This is a genomic window from Catenulispora sp. MAP12-49 (assembly GCF_041262705.1).
GTDB lineage: Bacteria > Actinomycetota > Actinomycetes > Streptomycetales > Catenulisporaceae > Catenulispora.
Window position 1 is genome coordinate 98,778 of the sequence record NZ_JBGCCP010000026.1, and the last position, 19,295, is coordinate 118,072.

The 19,295-nt window shown below is 70.8% G+C and carries 20 protein-coding genes; 11 read left to right on the plus strand and 9 right to left on the minus strand.

The genetic code is table 11. The features are described from left to right. Window positions 1-91: 91 nt before the first annotated feature. On the minus strand, window positions 92-394 hold the full coding sequence (locus ABIA35_RS35480) for a hypothetical protein (protein WP_370340916.1): 303 nt from the start codon (window positions 392-394) through the stop codon (window positions 92-94). A 41-nt stretch (window positions 395-435) separates the two neighbouring features. On the opposite strand from ABIA35_RS35480, the gene ABIA35_RS35485 reads away from it, so the two are divergent. From ABIA35_RS35485 to ABIA35_RS35495, 3 genes are all read left to right on the plus strand, one after another. After that, on the plus strand, window positions 436-774 hold the full coding sequence (locus ABIA35_RS35485; RefSeq protein WP_370340495.1) for an SDR family oxidoreductase: 339 nt from the start codon (window positions 436-438) through the stop codon (window positions 772-774). A 190-nt stretch (window positions 775-964) separates the two neighbouring features. After that, complete coding sequence (locus ABIA35_RS35490) at window positions 965-2,518, plus strand: MFS transporter (RefSeq protein WP_370340497.1); 1,554 nt, start codon at window positions 965-967, stop codon at window positions 2,516-2,518. Between the two features lie 100 nt (window positions 2,519-2,618). Then, the gene (locus ABIA35_RS35495) at window positions 2,619-3,335 is read left to right on the plus strand and encodes a TetR/AcrR family transcriptional regulator (protein WP_370340499.1); all 717 of its coding nucleotides are present in this window, start codon (window positions 2,619-2,621) and stop codon (window positions 3,333-3,335) included. A gap of 70 nt (window positions 3,336-3,405) precedes the next feature. On the opposite strand, the gene ABIA35_RS35500 is transcribed toward ABIA35_RS35495, so the two are convergent. Next, the gene (locus ABIA35_RS35500) at window positions 3,406-4,185 is read right to left on the minus strand and encodes an SDR family oxidoreductase (protein WP_370340500.1); all 780 of its coding nucleotides are present in this window, start codon (window positions 4,183-4,185) and stop codon (window positions 3,406-3,408) included. A 377-nt stretch (window positions 4,186-4,562) separates the two neighbouring features. On the opposite strand from ABIA35_RS35500, the gene ABIA35_RS35505 reads away from it, so the two are divergent. Both ABIA35_RS35505 and ABIA35_RS35510 read left to right on the plus strand, forming a co-directional pair. After that, entirely contained in the window at window positions 4,563-6,041 is a 1,479-nt protein-coding gene (locus ABIA35_RS35505; protein ID WP_370340502.1) for a flavin-containing monooxygenase, read from the plus strand. Between the two features lie 34 nt (window positions 6,042-6,075). Further along, a complete protein-coding gene (locus tag ABIA35_RS35510; RefSeq protein ID WP_212020760.1) occupies window positions 6,076-7,413 on the plus strand; it encodes a glutamine synthetase family protein in 1,338 nt (445 codons plus the stop codon). Window positions 7,414-7,429: 16 nt separating this feature from the next. On the opposite strand, the gene ABIA35_RS35515 is transcribed toward ABIA35_RS35510, so the two are convergent. Then, entirely contained in the window at window positions 7,430-7,822 is a 393-nt protein-coding gene (locus ABIA35_RS35515) for a fic family toxin-antitoxin system, toxin component (RefSeq protein WP_370340504.1), read from the minus strand. 10 nt (window positions 7,823-7,832) lie between these two features. Beyond that, the gene (locus ABIA35_RS35520) at window positions 7,833-8,054 is read right to left on the minus strand and encodes a hypothetical protein (RefSeq protein ID WP_370340506.1); all 222 of its coding nucleotides are present in this window, start codon (window positions 8,052-8,054) and stop codon (window positions 7,833-7,835) included. 162 nt (window positions 8,055-8,216) lie between these two features. Between ABIA35_RS35520 and ABIA35_RS35525 the strand changes: the two genes are divergently transcribed. Both ABIA35_RS35525 and ABIA35_RS35530 read left to right on the plus strand, forming a co-directional pair. Then, window positions 8,217-9,191 (plus strand): zinc-binding dehydrogenase, encoded by a 975-nt coding sequence (locus tag ABIA35_RS35525; protein ID WP_370360859.1) that lies wholly within the window; start codon window positions 8,217-8,219, stop codon window positions 9,189-9,191. Between the two features lie 73 nt (window positions 9,192-9,264). Beyond that, window positions 9,265-10,122 (plus strand): maleylpyruvate isomerase N-terminal domain-containing protein, encoded by an 858-nt coding sequence (locus ABIA35_RS35530; RefSeq protein ID WP_370360860.1) that lies wholly within the window; start codon window positions 9,265-9,267, stop codon window positions 10,120-10,122. On the opposite strand, the gene ABIA35_RS35535 is transcribed toward ABIA35_RS35530, so the two are convergent. Beyond that, entirely contained in the window at window positions 10,113-10,391 is a 279-nt protein-coding gene (locus ABIA35_RS35535) for a hypothetical protein (RefSeq protein ID WP_370360861.1), read from the minus strand. The two genes, ABIA35_RS35530 and ABIA35_RS35535, sit on opposite strands and share 10 nt — an antisense overlap. Then, window positions 10,384-10,929 (minus strand): RNA polymerase sigma factor, encoded by a 546-nt coding sequence (locus ABIA35_RS35540; RefSeq protein WP_370340514.1) that lies wholly within the window; start codon window positions 10,927-10,929, stop codon window positions 10,384-10,386. Before ABIA35_RS35540 ends, ABIA35_RS35535 begins: the two co-directional genes overlap by 8 nt. Before the next feature lie 209 nt (window positions 10,930-11,138). Here ABIA35_RS35540 and ABIA35_RS35545 point away from each other — a divergent pair, with 209 nt between their 5' ends. Continuing rightward, complete coding sequence (locus ABIA35_RS35545; protein ID WP_370340516.1) at window positions 11,139-11,642, plus strand: NUDIX domain-containing protein; 504 nt, start codon at window positions 11,139-11,141, stop codon at window positions 11,640-11,642. Between the two features lie 231 nt (window positions 11,643-11,873). After that, the gene (locus ABIA35_RS35550; RefSeq protein WP_370360862.1) at window positions 11,874-15,035 is read left to right on the plus strand and encodes a bifunctional [glutamine synthetase] adenylyltransferase/[glutamine synthetase]-adenylyl-L-tyrosine phosphorylase; all 3,162 of its coding nucleotides are present in this window, start codon (window positions 11,874-11,876) and stop codon (window positions 15,033-15,035) included. Here the strand turns inward: ABIA35_RS35550 and ABIA35_RS35555 are convergent. Continuing rightward, complete coding sequence (locus ABIA35_RS35555; protein ID WP_370360863.1) at window positions 14,990-15,436, minus strand: hypothetical protein; 447 nt, start codon at window positions 15,434-15,436, stop codon at window positions 14,990-14,992. The two genes, ABIA35_RS35550 and ABIA35_RS35555, sit on opposite strands and share 46 nt — an antisense overlap. A 29-nt stretch (window positions 15,437-15,465) precedes the next feature. Then, window positions 15,466-16,830: a serine hydrolase domain-containing protein gene (locus tag ABIA35_RS35560; RefSeq protein WP_370360864.1), complete on the minus strand. Its 1,365-nt coding sequence runs from the start codon at window positions 16,828-16,830 to the stop codon at window positions 15,466-15,468. An 88-nt stretch (window positions 16,831-16,918) separates the two neighbouring features. Between ABIA35_RS35560 and ABIA35_RS35565 the strand changes: the two genes are divergently transcribed. Further along, window positions 16,919-17,587: a TetR/AcrR family transcriptional regulator gene (locus ABIA35_RS35565; protein ID WP_370360865.1), complete on the plus strand. Its 669-nt coding sequence runs from the start codon at window positions 16,919-16,921 to the stop codon at window positions 17,585-17,587. 63 nt (window positions 17,588-17,650) lie between these two features. Here the strand turns inward: ABIA35_RS35565 and ABIA35_RS35570 are convergent, their stop codons facing one another. Further along, window positions 17,651-18,634, minus strand: a complete 984-nt coding sequence (locus ABIA35_RS35570; protein WP_370340525.1) for a phosphatase PAP2 family protein — start codon at window positions 18,632-18,634, stop codon at window positions 17,651-17,653. 282 nt (window positions 18,635-18,916) lie between these two features. Between ABIA35_RS35570 and ABIA35_RS35575 the strand changes: the two genes are divergently transcribed. Further along, on the plus strand, window positions 18,917-19,219 hold the full coding sequence (locus ABIA35_RS35575) for a UBP-type zinc finger domain-containing protein (protein ID WP_370340526.1): 303 nt from the start codon (window positions 18,917-18,919) through the stop codon (window positions 19,217-19,219). Window positions 19,220-19,295: the final 76 nt, after the last annotated feature.

Below are 19,295 nucleotides of genomic sequence, written 5' to 3' on the forward strand. Positions count from 1 at the left end.
GACCCTGCCGACACCTTGTGCAGCCGGCGGGAGAGCTGGTGTCCGCCCACGAACAAGCCGCACCCACACGCCAACACCGCCGCCGAGATCATCAGCCGCGTACCGCAGCCAGGCACGCGTCGTAGAGATCCATGACCTCGTCCTCGCCGTCCTCGCCGTCGTTGCCGACCCAGGCGATGGTCGCGGCGTCCAAGCACGCGAACGCGGTCGCGATCACCGCGCGTGCCGCGAGCTCCGTGCCGTCCATGCGCGGCGTGATGAGCGGTAGCAACTCGTCCTGGAGCCGAAGCCGCTTCTCGAGCCAGCCGGCGCGCAGCGAGGCGGTGTTGTGCAGCAGGCGGAACCGTTTCAGTGCTTGTTCGTGGCTCTCGTGCAGGGCCAGGACCGCGACGATGCCCGCGCGGAGAACCTCCCAGACGTGACGGTGCTTCGGTCGTGATCACCATCGGTGCCGGCGAAGGCCTCGGCGCCGCCATGACCGCCGCCAAGGGTGCGCTGCTCCCGATGATGCGTGCCCTGGCGCTGGAACTCGCGCCGCGCGGCATACGCGTCAACGCCGTCAGCCCCGGCCTGATCGACACCCCGGCCTACAGCAAGCTCGGCGTCACCCGGGACATGATCGAGGCCTGGGGTGCGGAGGTCCCCCTCGGCCGGGTCGGTGCCGCCGCCGACGTCGCGGAGGCCGTCGCCTTCCTCGCGTCGGCCGCGGCCGGCTACGTCACCGGCGACAACCTGGTCGTCTCCGGTGGGATGGGGGTCCATTCCCAGCCCTGACAGGGGTCCCGCGGGGTTCCCCCGGAGTTCAATACGAAACGGTTGCGTCTCGATAATCCCCGGCGTACAGTCCCCGTGGGAAATCGATACGGACCCGTTTCGTATCGGATCGATCCCGCACCGATCGAGGGGATAGGGGAAGGCAGTGGATCGGGAGACTTTGCAGAGGCGCCGGTGGGCGATCCTCGGTGTGCTCATCTTCAGCTTGCTCGTCGTCGTGTTGGACAACACGATCCTGAACGTCGCGCTCAAGATCATCTCGCAGCCCAAGAGCGACCCGCATCAGCCGGGGCTGGGGGCTTCGCAGTCTGATCTGGAGTGGGCGATCAACTCCTACACGCTGGTGTTCGCCGGGCTGCTGTTCACCTTCGGGATCGTCGGGGACCGGTTCGGGCGCAAGAAGATCCTGATGGCCGGCATGGTCGGGTTCGGGATCGCCTCGGTGCTGTGCGCGTATGCCGGGAGTCCGGGGGCGCTGATCGCCACGCGGGCGGCCATGGGCTTCTTCGGTGCCGCGATCATGCCGGCCACGCTGGCCATCATCGCCAACGTCTTCGAGCCCAAGGAGCAGCCCAAGGCGATCGGCATCTGGGCCGGCGGCGTGGGCCTGGGCGTGGCCATCGGGCCGGTGCTGGGCGGTCTGCTGCTGGACCACTTCTGGTGGGGCTCGGTGTTCCTGATCAACGTGCCGATCATCGTCATCGCGCTGATCGCGATGTCGCTCCTGGTGCCGGACTCCAAGAACCCCAAGCCGGGCAAGCTGGACCCGCTGGGCGTGATCCTGTCGATGGCCGGGATCGTGGTGTTCGTCTACGGCATCATCCGCGGCGCCGACGTCGGCTGGAGCAACCCGCAGATCATCGGCTCGCTGGCCGCCGGGGTGCTGCTGTCCGCGGGGTTCGTCTTCTGGGAGCTGCGCACCGACCACCCCGCGCTGGACGTGCGGCTGTTCCGCAGCTCGCGGCCGTTCTCGGCCTCGGTCATGCTGGTCGGCCTGTCCTTCTTCGCGATGATGGGCGTGCTGTTCTTCCTGTCGTTCTACCTGCAGTCGGTGCTGGACTACAGCCCGCTGAAGGCCGGTCTGTACCTGACGCCGTTCGCGCTGGCGCAGCTGATCTTCTCGCCGCTGTCGGCGCGCCTGGTGCAGCGCTTCGGGGCCCGCGCGGTGTCCACCTTCGGCATGGTGGTCATCGGCGTCACGTTCCTGATGTACCAGTTCGTGAACCAGACCTCGCCGGCCTGGCTGCTGCTGCTGATCTTCTTCCTGCAGGGCATGGGCATGGCGAACGTGATGCCGCCGGCGACCACGACGATCATGACCTCGCTGCCGCGCGAGAAGGCCGGCGTGGGCTCCTCGGTGAGCAACACCGTCCGGCAGGTCGGCGGCGCGCTCGGCGTCGCGGTGCTGGGCACGCTGCTCACCACCGCCTACCGCAGCCGGATGGAGGGCCCGCTCAAGACCGCGGTCCCGCCCTCGGCGCTGCATGACATCGACGGCTCGATCCAGGCCACCAAGGGCGCCGGCGAGCACCTGCCGAAGCTGGCCCAGTTCTACCCGCAGGCCGACGCCGCGTTCATCCACGCGATGCACGTGACCGTCACGGTCTCGGCGGTCGTGGCCTTCCTGGCCGCGCTGGTCTCGCTGACCTGGCTGCCGCGCAAGGCCTCCGGTCCGGCCGCCGGCCCGCAGCGCCAGGCCGGCACCGACGCCGCGGCGGCGGCCGAAGCCGCTGGCGTGGCCTAGGGGACTCCGTCCGAGCAAGGGGGCCGACACGGGGGACCGGTACACGGTTTCCCCCGTGTTGTCCCCCCTCGGCCCGGCTTCGACGAGATGATGGAGCGCTATGACGATGATCCATGACGGCCGCCGCCCCGACGACCGCCATCCCGGGCACGTGGCCGGCGCCTGCGCCGATGCGGCCTGCGCCGGAGCCGGAGCTGGAGTTGGAGCCGGGGCCGGGGACCGCCGCCGCAAGCCCGGCCGGCCGCGCAGCGAGGCCGCCGAGCGGGCGATCCTCGACGCGGTGCTGGGCCTGCTCAGCGAGGGCGTGCCCTACGGCTCGCTGTCCATGGAACAGGTCGCGACCCGGGCCGGCGTCGGCAAGGCGACCGTCTACCGCCGCTGGCCGAACAAGGAGAGCCTGGTCGTCGACTCGATGGCCACGCTGTGGCAGGAGTGCCCGCCGCCGGATCTGGACGACGACCGCTCGACCCGCGAACGGATCCTTGAGTATCTCAACACCATGGTCGACCTGATGCACGAGGACACGGCCGGCCTGGTGTTCGCCTCGGTGATGGCCGCCGCGACGCTGCACCCGGAGCTGGTGCAGCGCTATCAACAGGTGGCGATCGAGCCCCGGCGCGAACAGCTGCGCATGATCCTGCGGCACGGCATCGCCGCCGGGGAGCTGCGCGCGGACCTGGACGTGGAGCTCGCTGTGCGGCTGTTCGCCGGGCCGATCGTGCACACGATGAAGTCCGAGCACCCCGGCAAGGCGGTGAGCCCGGAGTTCGTGGAGGGTGTGGTCGACAACCTGCTGGAAGGTATCGCCGCACGCTGATCCAGGGGCTGGTTCCGGGGCTGGTTCCGCGGCTGATCCAGACACTGATCCACGGACCGGCCCGCCCGGATCAGCCCTCGTACTTGGCCGCCAGGTACTCGGCCCACGTGATCTTGCCCTGCCGGTTCTCCGGGCAAGTGTGCACCCCGGCCCGGAACGCCCGTCCGGCCTTGCCCGGTACCCGGAACGGCACGATCAGCCGCCGCTTCCCGGTCGTGCGCAGGTACGTCTTCGCGATCTCCCCGCCGTCCAGCAGCTCCGGCCCGCCCATGTCCTCGGCCCGGCCCAGCGGCTCGCCGAGGGCCAGGTCCGCCAGGCGGCCGGCGGTCTCGTGGGCGTCCAGGGGCTGGAACGGCACCGAGGGCACCGGCACCACCGGCGACTTGGTCGCCAGCGTCAAGAAGGTGTCGAGCAGCTGGAACCACTGCGTGGTCCGCTGGATCGTGTGCGGCAGCCCGCCGGCCTCGATGGTCTGCTCGGCCTGGTACTTGGCCTGGTAGTAGCCGAAGGGATGCCGGTCCACGCCGACGATCGAGATGTAGACCAGGTGCGGCCTGCGCCCGCCGCGCTTGGCGGCCTCGACCAGGTGCCACGCGGCGTCGGCGTCGCCCCGGCCCTGCCCGCGGGTGTTGGAGGCGGCGTGGACGATCACGTCGATCCCGTCCACGGCCTCGTCCAGCCCGGCGCCGCTGCCCAGGTCGCCGACGACCCACTCGAACGAGCCGGTACCGCCGGGGCCCCTGCCGCCGCGCTCGCGCCGGCTCAGCGCCCGAACGTCGGACCCGCGCCGGGTCAGCGTCGGGACGAGCAGACGGCCCAGTGTGCCGCCGGCTCCGGTCACCAGGATCATGATCGCACCTCCCCGGTGTCCCCTACCCAGGAACAGCCCGGCAAAGCCCAGTGGGAGCTCAGCAAGAGCCCAACAAGAGCCCAGCAAAAGTCCGAGGCCTCACCGCACGGGGGGACGGTGAGGCCTCGGGATGGGAGACCCCATCGCACGGGGGGACGATGAGGTCTCGTTGCAGGATTATTCTCCGTTCAACAACGCTTGGCGAGGGGTTCCGGAGAGATTTTCGGCAAAGATCTTCAGAGTTTCCTCGCGAATACCCGGTGTGACCGATTCCCGTCCGCTTCTGTTCGGATATGGGTCGTTTTGCTCCCGAAGTGCCGGAGTACGGCACCGGCCGCCATGTCGACGCGGCGTCGGTATGGCGGTCTACTCAGTACATGACGACCGTGCCCGGGCATCAGGTTGCATGCCGAGTCGCAATCGTCGGCGCCGGGTTTTCCGGCCTGTGTATGGCGATCCAGCTGAAGCGCGACGGAGTCCGGGATTTCGTCGTGTTCGACAAGGGCACGGACGTAGGCGGGGTCTGGCGCGACAACGTGTACCCCGGATGCGGGTGCGATGTGCCCTCGCATCTCTACTCGTACTCGTTCGCGCGCTATTCGGGGTGGTCGCGCGCCTACCCCAAGCAGCGGGAGATCCTGGACTACCTGCACCGCTGTGTGCGGCGTTGGAAACTCGCACCACATCTGCGGCTCGGCACCGAGATCGTGGCCGCGCACTGGGAGCCGCAGGAGCGCCTGTGGCGGCTCCGGGACGCCTCGGGGTCCGAGTACACCGCTCAGGTACTCGTGTGCGGCGTGGGACAGCTCAACAGGCCGCGGTACCCCTCTGTGGCGGGGCGCGAGACGTTCGCCGGGGCGGCGTTCCACTCGGCGCGGTGGGACGCCGCGTGGCCGCCGGAGGCGTTCGCCGGCAAGGACGTCGCCGTCATCGGGACGGGACCGTCGGCCGTGCAGTTCGTCCCAGAGATCGCCCGCCATGCGCGCAAGCTCTATGTGTTCCAACGCTCCGCGAACTGGGTGATCCCCAAGTACGACTACGCCTTCAGCCCGCTGGCCCGCCGCGCCTTCCGCACCGTCCCGGGCTTGCGCCTGGCGTTGCGCGGGTTCATGTACGCCGTGGTCGGGGAGACGCTGCTGTACTCCGCTATAGCGGGAAGCCCACTGGGACGCGTTGTGCAGAAGTTCTCCAGGCGTCACCTGAACAGGCAGATCCCCGGCGACGCCGACCTGCGGGCCAAACTCACGCCGGACTTCCCGATCGGCTGCAAACGCATCCTGATCTCGGACGACTGGTACCCGGCGCTCGCGCGGGACAACGTGGAGGTGGTCACCGAACCGGTCACGGCGGTGACCACAAGCGGGGTGCGCACAGCGGACGGCCGCGAACGCGACGTCTCGGTGCTCATCTACGGGACCGGGTTCCGGGCCACGGAGTTCCTGGCGCCGATCGACATCGTTGGTCGGGACGGGGTACGGCTGCACGACCGGTGGCGGGAAGGCGCCACCGCGTACCTCGGCATGGCCGTCCCCGACTTCCCGAACATGTTCCTGCTCTACGGGCCGAGTACGAACCTCGGCCACAACTCGGTGGTCTACATGATCGAGTCGCAGGTCCGGTACATCATGCGCTGGCTCCGGGCGGCCCGGAACGGCCAGGTCGAGGTGGCCGAGGAGGCGCTGGCCCGGTACGAGGCGACCATACGGCGGCTGCTGGGGCGGACCGCCTGGGAGGGCGGCTGCACGTCCTGGTACATGACCCCCGACGGCCGCGTCGTCAACAACTGGCCACTGCGCTCCTACCGTTACCGCATGGCCACGAGCCGTCCTCGCGCACGCGACTTCTTAGCGCCGTAATCACACGGAAACGCACCTCGTTCATACTGTGCTCATGGAACGTCAGCAGGAGTTCGTACTCCGCACTCTCGAAGAGCGGGACATCCGCTTCGTGCGTCTGTGGTTCACCGACGTCCTGGGCTTCCTGAAATCGGTGGCGATCGCCCCGGCGGAGCTTGAACAGGCGTTCAGTGAGGGCATCGGCTTCGACGGCTCGTCGATCGAGGGCTTCGCCCGGGTGGCCGAGTCCGACATGCTGGCCAAACCCGACCCGGCGACGTTCCAGATCCTGCCCTGGCGCGCGGAGTCCCCCGGCACGGCGCGCATGTTCTGCGACATCCTCATGCCGGACGGCGCCCCCAGCTACGCCGACCCCCGCTGGGTCCTCAAGCGCACGCTGGCCAAGGCCGCCGAGCGCGGGTTCACCTTCTACACCCACCCCGAGATCGAGTTCTACCTGTTCGAGGGCCAGCCCAAGCCGGGCAAGGCCCCCGAGCCCGTTGACCACTCCGGCTACTTCGACCTCACCCCGCACGGCATCGGCCACGACTTCCGCCGCCAGGCCATCACCCACCTGGAGTCGATGGGCATCTCGGTGGAGTTCAGCCACCACGAGGGCGGCCCGGGCCAGCAGGAGATCGACCTGCGCTACGCCGACGCGCTGTCCACCGCGGACAACATCATGACGTTCCGCCACGTCATGAAGGAGGTGGCGCTGGAGCAGGACGTCTACGCCTCGTTCATGCCCAAGCCCCTGGCCGAGCACCCCGGCAGCGGCATGCACACCCACCTGTCGCTGTTCGAGGGCGACCGCAACGCCTTCCACGAGCCCGGCGCGGAGTACAGCCTGTCCAAGACCGGCCGCAGCTTCATCGCCGGCCTGCTGCACCACGCCAGCGAGTTCACCGCCGTCACCAACCAGTTCGTGAACAGCTACAAGCGCCTGTTCAGCGGCGGCGAGGCCCCCAGCTACATCAGCTGGGGCCACAACAACCGCTCGGCACTGGTCCGGGTGCCGATGTACAAGCCCTCCAAGTCCCAGTCCAGCCGCGTCGAGGTGCGCTCCCTGGACTCGGCGTGCAACCCCTACCTGGCCTTCGCCGTGATGCTGGCGGCCGGCCTGAAGGGCGTCGAGGAGGGCTACGAGCTGCCCGCCGGCGCCGAGGACAACATCTGGACCCTCACCGACGGCGAGCGGCGCGCCCTGGGCATCGAGACGCTGCCCTCGTCGCTGTCCGAGGCCATCTCGCGCATGGAGGAGAGCGAACTGGTCGCCGAGACGCTCGGCGAGCACGTCTTCGACTTCTTCCTGCGGAACAAGCGCGCCGAGTGGCTGGACTACCGGCACCAGGTGACGCCGTTCGAGCTGAACCGGTACCTGCCGGTGCTGTAGCGGCGCCCCTCCGGCGCTACGCCGCCCTGGTCCAGTTCCGCAGGACCCAGGAGATGGCGCGCACGTCGACCTTCCCCTCAGCCGCGTCGCCCGCGAGTTGGGCCGCCTCGCGCAGGTCCGGCAGCACGCGCAGCCCGCAGGCGGACAGGTACGCCACCGCGGTCGCCGCGGCGAACAGCCGGTTGGCGTTCTCCAGTGCGGGGACGCGGGCCAGCTGGTGCAGCAGCGCGGCGGCCCGGTGGTGCGGCTGTTCGTAGACCCGCCGGCCGAGCACCACGGCCTCGGTGCGGGCCAGGGCGGCGAACAGCGCGCCGTAGTCCAGGACGGCGGGGTCCCCCGGGAGTCGTTGCGCGGCGTCGAGCAGCCAGGCGATGTCGATCGGATGACCGGGTGTGTCCTCAGAGCTCACGCGTCAGGGCTCACGCGGCCGGCTGCAGGTCGTCGTCGAACGCGCCGGAGGTCTTGGCGTCCTGGACGAACTGGTCGAAGACCGAGTCGAAGACCGCCCGGCGGCCCCGCGTGTCGGCGTCGATCAGCCGGGTCAGGTACTCGCCGAGGTTCACTCCCGCGTCGGCCGCGGCGGCGCGGGCCGCTTCGGCGATCGCGTCGGGGACGCGCGCGTTCAACTGCTGATTGCCCATGACCTCATGCTAGCGCTGCTATCAAGGGCTGTCACCGGGGCTTAGGACAAAAGTCGCAGTCGAGTGCGGGCCGCGGCCCGAGGCGTCCGGCGCGGGTTCCCGGCGAGGATCGGGAGCACCCAGTCCCCGGTGTTGACGGTGATACAGAGCAGGAGGAACGGCATGCGCGCGGTATGGCTGCGAGAGTTCGGTGCCCCTACGGAGCTGCACGCGGAGGAGACCCCGGAGCCTTCGCTCGCGCCCGGCACGGCCTTGGTCGACGTCGCGTACGCCAACATCACCTTCGTCGAGACCCAGGCCCGCGCCGGCACCGGCCCGTTCCATCCGGAGTTGCCGACTGTCCCGGGCAACGGGGTCGGGGGCGTGGTGCGCGCGGTCGGCGACGGCGTGGACCCGGCGCTGGTCGGCACGCGCGTGGTCGGGTCGACCGGCGGCTCCGGCGGCTACGCCGAGGTGGCGCTGGTGCCCGAGGCGGTGCTGTATCCGGTGCCCGACGGCCTCGCCCTCGACGCGGCGGTCGCGGTCCTGGCCGACGGCCGCACCGCCTCGCTGCTCGTCGAAGCGGCGGCGATCCGGCCCGGGGAGCGGGTGCTGATCGAGGCGGCGGCCGGCGGCGTCGGCACGCTGCTGATCCAGCTCGCGAAGGCCGCGGGCGCCGTGGTGGTCGCCCTGGCCGGCGGCCCGCGCAAGACCGGGCTGGCCACCGATCTGGGCGCCGCCCAGGCGATCGACTACCGCGACCCGGCCTGGCCCGGGCTTTTGAGGGAGCCGGTGGACGTGGTCTTCGACGGGGTCGGCGGCGCCATCGGCCGTACCGCCTTCGAGCAGCTGCGGCGCGGCGGCCGCATCCTCACCTACGGGCTGGCCGGCGGACAGTGGACTGAGATCCCCGAGGAGGAGGCGGAGCGGCGCGGGGTCCGGGTCGTCCGGCCCACCGCGGGGCCCGAGGACATGCGGCGGCTGACGGAGTCGGCGCTGCGTGCCGCCGCCGAGGGGAGGCTGCGTCCGGTGATCGGACAGCGGTTCCCGTTGGAGCGTGCCGACGAGGCGCACGCCGCGATCCAGGAACGGCGGACGGTGGGGAAAACCCTGCTTGTCGCCGGTGGGGCCCACCAAGCGGGGCTTTCCACCCCTTGACCAGGCCGCTTTCGGCTGCTGTCCTGTCAGACGCCCTGTCCAACGCGTTCTGATACGCCGCCGGGAGCAGCCGATGCCGCGAAGCCGCACCACCCTCGCCGAAGACCTCGCGGTTGCCCGGGTTGTGGCGCCGGACCTCGCGGAGCGGGCCGCGCGGGTGGTGGAGCGGATGGGCGATCCGAGGGCGGTGTCGCCGCTGCCCGGATGGCGGGCGTCGGACGTCGCGGTGCACCTCGGGCTGGCCTGCACCGCCTACGCCGCCGCGGTGGCAGGGGAGCTCGAGGCCGGGCGCTGGGACGCGATGGTGCCCGAGCACCCCGACCTCGCGCAGCGCGTCGCGGTGCTGAACGCGACCACCCTGGCCAGCGCCGCGCCCGACGAGTACCTGGCGGTCCCCGGCCAGATCCGCGCCGCGGCCGCCACCCTGGTCGCGGCGCTGGGGAAGCGCGAGCCCGAGGAGCCGTGCAGCATCCCCTGGTTCGGAGCCGACGCGCCGCTGCCGGTGGCCGCCGTCGCGGGCCTGTTCCTGAGCGAGACCGTGCTGCACACGCTGGACATCGCCCGCACCTCCGGACAAGCGTGGACGGTGCCGCCGAAGATCGCACGGCTGATCATCTCCCTGACGTACCCGGAGACCATCCCGCGCACCGTCGACGCCTCCCGCGCCGCGAACCTGCACGCGGCGGTGCGCATCCACGTGCGCGGCGGCGTGACCCTCGGCGTCGACATCGACGGCACCCGCGTCCGGACCCACCGCGACCCGCCACCGGGGCGCACGGACTGCCACATCTGGGTCGAGCCGGCGGCCTTCGTGCTCACCGCGAGCGGCCGCACCTCCCTGGCCCGCCAGATCGCCGCCGGCCGCATGATCTCCGTGGGCCGCAAGCCCTGGCTGGCACCGGTGATCGCACGCCTGTTCGCTCACCCCTGAGGCGCGTGCCCCGGAACCCGCAGCTCGCAGCGGCCGTCGACGCACTCGCGGCGCACCCGCCCCGCCGACAGGGTCTGGACCAGGCCCATGGTCCAGCACATCGGGCAGCCGCGGAGCGCCACCAGCCCGACCGGGACCAGGAGCAGCGCGGCCAGGCCCAGGACCGGGACGAGCGCGAGGCCGGCGGCCACGGAGCCGAAGCCGAGGAGGCCGCGGGCCAGGTGGCGGGGGAGGGAGGTGCTGGCGAACTGGTTTGTGCCGTTACCCACGTCCTGCTCCCTCTGCTCCCTCCGCCACCAGCGCCGCCCTTACCTGCGTCCGCGCCCGGTGCAGCCGCGACTTCATCGCCGCCACGCTCAGCCCCAGCTCCAGCGCGACCGCGCGCCCCGACCGGCCCTGCACGTCCCGCATGATCAGCACCCTGCGCAGGTCCTCCGGCAGCGCCACGATCGCCCCGACCACCGCCTCGGCCTCCAGCCGGGCCAACACGTCGTCCTCCACCGGTTCGCAGACCGGCTCGCCGCCCCACTGCCCGACGCGCCAGCCGCCCCGGGCGCGGCGCAGGCACTCGTTGCGCACGATGCGGAACATCCAGGAGCCCAGCGCCGCCGTCGCGCGCAGCATGCCGATGCGGCTGTAGAGGATGATCAGCGCCTCCTGGGCCGCGTCCTCCGCGTCCTGGGGTGTCGCGCACAGTGTCTTGGCGAACCTCAGGACGTGCGGGTACGACCCCGACACCAGTGCCCGGACCGCCTCCGCGTCGCCGTCCTGGGCCGCGCGGACCAGCTGTTCGCCCGGCCAGGCCATCGCCGTATCACCCACGTGTCCGACCCCGCTTCCGCATCAGCGACACGGTGCACGCGCACACCAGCACCGCCGCCACGACTCCCGCCGCTGCCCACATCATCCTCGGTGTCCTCTCCGATTCCGGCGGCCGGCCGACGACCGGCTCCGGGGATAAGAGGCGCGCGGTCCCCGGAAGGATTCATCCGGGGCGTCCATGTTTTGATGGCCGGGTGAACCCCGACGAAGAGCTCGTCTACGAAGTGGACGAGAACGACCGGATCCTGCGGATCGTGCGCCGCGGCGAACTCACCGACAAGAACCTGCGCCACCGCAGCGTCGAGATCCTCTTCCGCGACAACGCGGGCCGGATCCTGGTGCACCGGCGGGCCGCCGCCAAGCGCGTGTTCCCCCAGTACTACGACATGTTCGTGGCCGGCATGGTGCCGGCCGGCGAGTCCTACGACCAGGCCGCGCGCCGGGAGGCCGGCGAGGAGGTCGGACAGCGCAACGTGCTGCTGCGGCCGGTCGGCAGGTGGCGGTTCGACGACGACCGGGTGCCGCAGTGGGGCTCGGTCTACACCGCGACCGTCACCGGCCCGGTGGTCCCGCAGGTCGAGGAGGTCGAGTGGTTCGGCTTCCTGACCGAGGCCGAGCTGGCCGAGAAGATCGGGCAGGACAAGTTCTGTCCGGACAGCCTGTACTTCTACCGCCGGCTGCGCCGCGAGGCCGACTGAGCAAGGCCGATTGAGCAAGCAGAACGCCGACCGCGAGGCCGACTGAGCAAGCCGAACACCGACCGCGAGGCCGACTGAGCAAGCAGAACACCGGCCGGCCCATCGCGAGCCCGGCCCGCCGCGAGCCCGGCCGACCCTTGATCGGGCCCTGAACAGCCCCGCCGCGCGCGACGCGACCGGCCTCCGGACACCACCCGCCGGTCGCGATCGCTGTCGGCTAGATTGGGCCGGGTGGCACAGACGGCGGCACTAGGCCGGGAACCGGAGTCGGCGCGCTCGCGACTGGTCAGGCTCGGCTTCACCGATCCCGAATCCGCCCTCCAGACCCTCGCCGAGGCACCGCTGGGCGAGTTGCGCGGCGACCCGCTCTTCCTGGAGGCGCTGGGCCGCACCGCCGACCCCGACCAGGCCCTGGCCGCCACCGGGCGGCTGCTGGCGGCCGCCGGCGACGCCGAGAAGCTGGCCGCCACCCTGGCCTCGGCCAAACCCTTCCAGGACCGGCTGCTCGGCGTTCTCGGGGTGAGTGTGGCGCTCGGGGAGCACCTGGAGCGCCATCCCGAGGCCTGGCACGGGCTCGTCGAGTTCGACGTCGAGGACCTGGCCCCGGCGTTCCGGCGGCTGATGCTGGAGGCGGTCGGGGCCGGTGCCGCGGCCCCGGATCCGGTGGCCGCCCTGGCCGGGATCCCCGCCCGCGACGCCCTGCGCGTCGCCTACCGGGACGCCCTGCTGGGCATCGCCGCGCGGGACATCGGCGCCTCCCTGAAGGACGACGCCACCGCCACGTACGACCAAACGGCCGCCGACTTGTCGGACCTGGCCACCGCCACCCTGGAGGCGGCCCTGGCGGTGGCCCGCGCGGAACTTCCCGACGATTCCCCGGCGGCGCGCCTGGCGGTCATCGCGATGGGCAAGTGCGGCGCCCGGGAGCTCAACTACGTCAGCGACGTCGACGTGGTGTTCGTCGCCGCCGCCCCCGACGGGACCGACCCCGACGAGGAGCACCTGGCCCTGCGCACCGCCACGCAGCTGGCCGCGACGATGATGCGGGTCTGCTCCGACACCACCTCCGAGGGCTCCATCTGGCAGGTCGACGCGAACCTGCGCCCCGAGGGCAAGAACGGCCCCCTGGTGCGCTCCCTGGCCAGCCACATCGCCTACTACGAGCGCTGGGCCAAGACCTGGGAGTTCCAGGCGCTGCTCAAGGCGCGCGCCGCCGCCGGCGATCCGGACCTGGGCGCCAAATACGTCGAGGCCGTCACGCCGATGGTGTGGGCGGCCTCGCGGCGTGACGGGTTCGTCGCGGACGTCCAGGCGATGCGCCGGCGTGTCGTCGCCCACATCCCGGCCAAGGAGGCCGAGCGGGAACTGAAGCTCGGATCCGGCGGTTTGCGGGACATCGAGTTCGCCGTGCAGCTGCTGCAACTCGTGCACGGCCCCACCGATCCCGCCCTGCGCAAGCGCGGGACGCTGGAGTCGCTGGCGGCTCTTTCCGCAGGTGGGTACGTGGGTCGCACCGATGCCGGGGCGCTGGCCGACGCCTACCGCTTCCTGCGCACGCTGGAGCACCGGCTGCAGATCCACCGGCTCCGGCGCACCCACACGCTGCCCGAGGAGAAGCCGGAACGGCGGCGTCTCGGGCGGTCCATGGGCTTCCGCAAGGATCCGGTAGATCAGCTGAACGGTGAATGGAAACGGCACAAGCGGGAAGTAAGGCGCCTGCACGAAAAGCTCTTTTACCGACCGTTGTTAGACGCGGTGGCCCGCTTGACGCCGGGTCAAGCCGCATTGGGTGGTGCTGTTCACTTGTCGCCGGAGGCTGCACAGTCACGGTTGGAAGCACTCGGCTATACCGATCCCGCAGGAGCGTTGCGTCACCTGACGGCGCTCACCTCGGGGGTGAGCCGGCGGGCAGCGATCCAGCGGACGCTGCTGCCGGTGATGCTCGACTGGTTCGCCGACGCGGCGGATCCGGACGGCGGATTGTTGGCGTTCCGCAAGGCGTCCGAGGCGCTCGGCGACACGCACTGGTACTTGCGGCTGCTGCGTGACGAGGGTGCCGCGGCTGAACACTTGGCGCGCGTTCTGGCCTCGGGCCGGTATGCGCCGGACTTGTTGCTGCGGGCGCCGGAGGCGGTGGCGATCCTCGGTGACCCGGCGAATCTGGTGCCGCGGGCCCGGCCGGTGCTGGAGGCGGAGATCCTGGCCGCGGTCGGGCGTGCTTCCACCCCTGAGGCGGCTGTCGCCGCGGCGCGCGCTGTGCGTCGGCGCGAGCTCTTCCGTATCTCCGCGGCGGACTTACTGGGCCTGCTCACCGTCGAGCAGATCGGCGACGGCCTCAGCGCGGTCACCGCGGCCACCTTGAGCGGTGCGTTACAGGCTGCGACTACTGCGATCGAGAACCGGCTCGGCACGCCGCTGCCGACGCGCTTCGCGATCATCGCCGCCGGCCGGTTCGGCGGGCGCGAACTCGGCTACGGCAGCGATGCGGACGTGTTGTTCGTGCACGATCCCTTGCCGGACGAGGCCGCAGACGCGGAGTCGGAGCCGGAGAGGCTGTCCCGCGACGGCGCCCGGCCCACGAACGCCGCCCGCGGCGTCTCCGCCCAGCGCGAGCGCGCCGCGACCGACGCCGCGCACGCCGTGGCCAACGAACTGCGCCGGCTGCTCCAGATCCCGACCCCGGACCCGCCGCTGATCATCGACGCCGACCTGCGCCCCGAAGGCCGGCAGGGTCCGCTGGTCCGCACCCTGAGTTCCTACGCCGAGTACTACCGCCGCTGGTCGGAGGTCTGGGAGTCCCAGGCCCTGCTGCGCGCCGAACCGGTGGCGGGCGATCCGGATCTGGGCCGGGAGTTCACGGACCTGATCGACCCGCTGCGCCGCCCGTCATCAGGGCTCGATGAGACCTCGGTGCGCGAGATCCGGCGGATCAAGGCCCGCGTGGAGGCCGAACGGCTGCCGCGCGGCGCGGACAAGGCCATGCACACCAAGCTCGGCCCCGGCGGCCTGTCCGACGTCGAGTGGACCGTGCAGTTGCTCCAGCTCTGCTACGCGCACGAGATCCCCACCCTGCAGACGACCCGCACCCGCCTGGCTCTGTCCGCCGCCGTCGATGCCGGTCTGCTGGAGGCCGACGACGGCGAGATCCTCGACGAGGCCTGGATCGAGGCCACGCGCGTCCGCAACGGCATCATGCTGGTCCGCGGCCGCGCCGGCGACTCGATCCCGAACGACATCAAGGAGCGCGCCGGGATCGCGATGTATCTGGGTTCTGAGAACAGCGAGGAGTTCGTCGAGGAGTACCGGCGGGGTGCTCGGCGGGCGCGTGCGGTGGTCGAGCGGGTCTTCTACGACTGGAACCACGACGGGGGACGGTCCGGGGCTGAGGCCTGAGCCCGGCCCGGGTCCTGCTGCTTGAGGAACGCGATCAGCCGTCGGAGGGCTTGAGCCTGCGAAGCCAGGCTCTTGCTCGCGGCTCGGAGCGTCTGTGCGGAGCCCGGGACGTCTTGCGGCGGCCCGAGTCCGTGCGCGGCGTATGCCTGCTCCAGGTGGATCGTTCTGCGCAGTCGCTCGGGCTCGGGCTCGGTGTCGTACGCCACCAAACTCGTCCCCACGCACAGATCCCGGCCGCAGTAGTCGAAGAACTGGACCTCGACCGCCAGGTTCGCGCGGTGGTAGACGATGCCGCGCTCCGTCGACTCAGGGCCCGCATAGCCTTCGTCGTCGACCAGGAACGCGAAGTGGATCGCGCCCTCGGTCTGCACCAGCTCGATGGGATGTACCGTCCGCCCCATGGAGCGGTTGTTCCCTGCGTCGGCGGTGCTTAGCCGACCCGGCCGAACAACCGCCCCGCGATGTCGATGCCGGTGACTGCCCCGTTCGCGTCGCGGGTGAACAGTCCGCGCTGCCCCTTCAGGCCGCCTTCGGTGATGATGTAGTCGTCGCCCTCCTCGGCGAGGAAGCCCATTGCGGCGGCGGGGTAGTCCTGGGGCATGTCGGTGTCGGAGGCGGCGCGGATCTCCGGCTTGATGCCGACCGCGAGGGTCAGGTGCTCGCCGTCGTCGGCGACGTCCAGGTTCATGGCGTCGATCTCGTAGCGGCCGACGACGTCGCGGTTGCGGGCGGCGTCGTATGGCACCGGCTCCGGGGTTTCCTCGACCACTGAGAGGTAGTGCTCCAGCGCCCACTTCACGATGTCCTGGTTCAGCTGGTAGCCCTCGGGCGCGCAGTTGCTCAGCGCCACCACCGCGAAGCCGTGCTCGGGGACCACGAGCAGTTCGGAGAACTGGCCGTTGCCGCTGCCGCCGTGGCCGAAGGTGCGGACGCCGCCGATCTCGTTGAGGAACCAGCCGAATCCGAAGGCGTCGCCGAGTGTGGAGCCGCGCAGCTCGGACTTCGGCTCCTGCATCGAGCGGCGGGCTTGGGGCGAGAGGACGTCGGCGGCGGCGCCGATCTGCTCCCCGAGGTGGAAGCGGGCCCAGCGCAGCAGGTCGGCGGCGCAGGACACGGCGCCTCCGCCGGGGTTGTTGCCGTGGGTGCCGGCCGGGTAGGACTTCCACGGGGTGGCGGTGTGCAGGACGCCGTCGGCGTCGCGGTTGTGGCCGACGGCGTGTTTGCGGGTCATGACGTCGTCGAGGTCGAAGACGGTGTCGGTCAGGCCCAGTGGGGTCAGGACGAGGTCGGTCACGGCCTGCTCGTACAGCTGCCCGGTGACCTTCTCGATCACCCGGCCCAGCAGGTTGTACCCGGCCTGGCTGTACGAGGCGCGGGCGCCGGGCTCGCCGATCAGCGGCAGCGCCTCCAGCTTCGCGATGAAGGCAGCCAACGACCCGTCACCGTGATCGGTGTCGATCAGGTTCCACTCCAGGCCGCCGGTGTGGTCGAGCAGGTGACGGACGGTGAGGCGCGCGGCGTGTGACTCGTCGGCCAGCTTCAGCTCCGGCACATAGGTCAGCACCGTGGCTTCCAAGTCCACGCGGCCCTCGGCTTCCAGGCGCATCAGCGCGGTGGCGGTGAAGGACTTCGTCGTGGAGGCGATGTGGAAGACGGTTCGTTCGTCCACCCCGACCGAGGCGAAGAACTCCTGACCGCCGACCAGCACACCGACGCTGACGCCGGGGACGTCGTAGGCCTTCGCCGCCTCGGCGACGAACACGGCCAGGCTCTCGGCGGTCTCCCGCACAGTCATCTCGATCTCCCCTTGGCGAGTAACACTTGCACTTAGTTCAAGTGGAACGGTAGCGGTGACTTGAACTAAGTGCAAGTACACTGGCGGCATGCCTCGGAACACGCTCACGGTGGAACAGATCGTTCGCGCGGCGATCGCGCAGCTCGACGAGGAGGGTCTGGACGGCCTCAACATGCGCGCCCTCGGCAAGCGCCTGGACGTCGCCGCGACCGCCGTCTACTGGCACATCAAGACCAAGGACGAGGTGGTCCGGCTGGCCACCGACGCGGCCTGGGCGGAGGTCGAGCTGCCGGATCCGGCGGCGGTCGGGTGGCGTGAGGCGGCCGTGCGCACCGCGAGCAGCACCCACGCGATGTTCATGCGGCATCCATGGATGGGGCAGGCGTTCGGGGGCTATCTGCTCTACGGCCCCGGCAAGTCCCGCCACGACGACCACCTGCTCGCCGTCTACGAGACTGCGGGCTTCGCGCCCGCTGATGCGGACCGGGCCGCGGCGGCCGTGTTCACCTACGTGCTGGGCAACGCGCTGGCGCCGGCCGCGATGGTCGCGCTGAACCGCCGACTGGCGATGGGAGGCGAGGAAGCGGCGCGGGCGTTTGCGGAGGCGCGGGAGAATTCCTTGGCGATCGCGCGGACGTTTCCGAGGCTGCGGGAGCGTGTCGACAGTCCGGCGGCTTCTTATGCCGGGACGCCGGAGGAGAGTTTCGAGTTCGGGCTCGCGGCGATGCTGGACGGGTTCGAGGCGCGGTTGGCTTGAGTGTCGCGGGAGCGGGCCCATGAAAAACGGGCCCACTAGGGGCCCGTCCAGTAGTCGTGGGAGTCACGTCTTCAGGTGTATCGCCGGCCGTACCAGCTCCGCCGACACCTTGTCGTCCGTCTCGGCGGGCTCGGCTCCCGCCGAGCCGTCCGGCTGCCGGGGCAGCTGCGCCTCACCGGCCGGCTTCGGTGCCGGGGCGAACACCGGGCGGCCCTGGATGACGCGCTGGACCAGGAAGCCCAGGGCCAGGGTCACCAGGCCGAACACCGCGTCCAGGACGTAGTGGTTGGCGGTGCCGATGATGACGGCGAAGGTGCAGAAGGGGTAGGCGATGCCGAGGGCCTTGACCCACTTGCGGCGGGCCAGGTGCGCGATGGTCAGGGCGCACCATGTCGACCAGCCGATGTGCAGGCTCGGCATGGCCGCGTACTCGTTCGTCGAGGAGCCCAGGCCCGCGACGCCGTCGGACGTCGATGCCGTCTGGCCCCAGGGGTTCAGGAGTTTGAACGTGTCGACGAAGTCGCCGCCCTGGAGGAGGCGGGGCGGGGCCAGGGAGTAGAAGTAGAAGCCGAACAGGGCGATGAGGGTCATCGCGATCATCACGGTGCGGACCGCGCGATAGCGGTCCGGGAACTTGAAGTACACCCAGACCAGGACCACGATCGGCACGATGAAGTGCAGGGTGGCGTAGTAGACGTTCATGGAGAACGCCAGCCAGCGGACGCTGTACGCCCAGTGGTTGAAGGTGTGCTCGAAGTTCAGGCCCAGGTAGTGCTCCAGGCCCAGGATGTCGTGGCCGCGCTGCTGGGCTGCGCTCTCGTGGGCGGGAGCGGCCAGGCGGGTCAGCGTGTAGAGGTAGTAGCCCAGCGCGATAAGGGCGATCTCCAGCCAGAGTCTCGGCCTGTTGGTCGGTCGGAACTTCTGCGGCAGGATCGGGCCCGGGATCCAGCTTCGGCGGCCGGAGGCGGCGGCTGGGGCCGTCGATCCGATGTCCTCGGCGCGGGCCGCGGCCTCGGTGGTGCTTTCCAGCGGCTGTGTCGTCGTCACGAGTTCACCCCCATGACAGGCAAGTCTGCCAGGGTACGTGTCGCGTGCGCGTCATACCCCGGGTCCACATTCCGCATCACTCCATGGTAGGGCTTTGGTGGAGGTCTGCGGCGGTCCCGCCGTAAGGGTCGCTCCGGCGGAGTACGCCAGCCTAACCGGATCCACTGTTTCCCGCGCGTCCTATGGCAGGTCATCTCCAGCCGTTACGCTCCGCGCCAAGCGTCTGCGCACCCGGTCACAAGGGGCGCGACGTGAGGAATCAGACACGCGAGGAGCCACCTCATGCCCATCCCCGTGTATGTCCCCGCGAACGGCGGGCGCTGCGACCACCTGCGACAACTCCGTGAGGCCGAACCGGACTCCGCGGACGAGTGCGGGGAATGTCGTGCGACCGGCGGTCGCTGGCTGCACCTGCGCGAGTGCCTCGTCTGCGGCCATGTGGGTTGCTGCGACAACTCGCAGAGCCGGCACGCCACCGCGCACTGGCGTGCCACCGGACACGCGCTGATCCGCTCCCTGGAGCCCGGCGAGGTCTGGGCCTGGTGTTACCCGGACGAGGCGATGCTGCTGCCGGCCGACTGCTGACGCCGGGGGTCCAGTCCGCCGCCTGCCCGTCGGGCAGGTGTCAGGCGGCGGGCTGGACCGCTGTGGGTCGGTACGA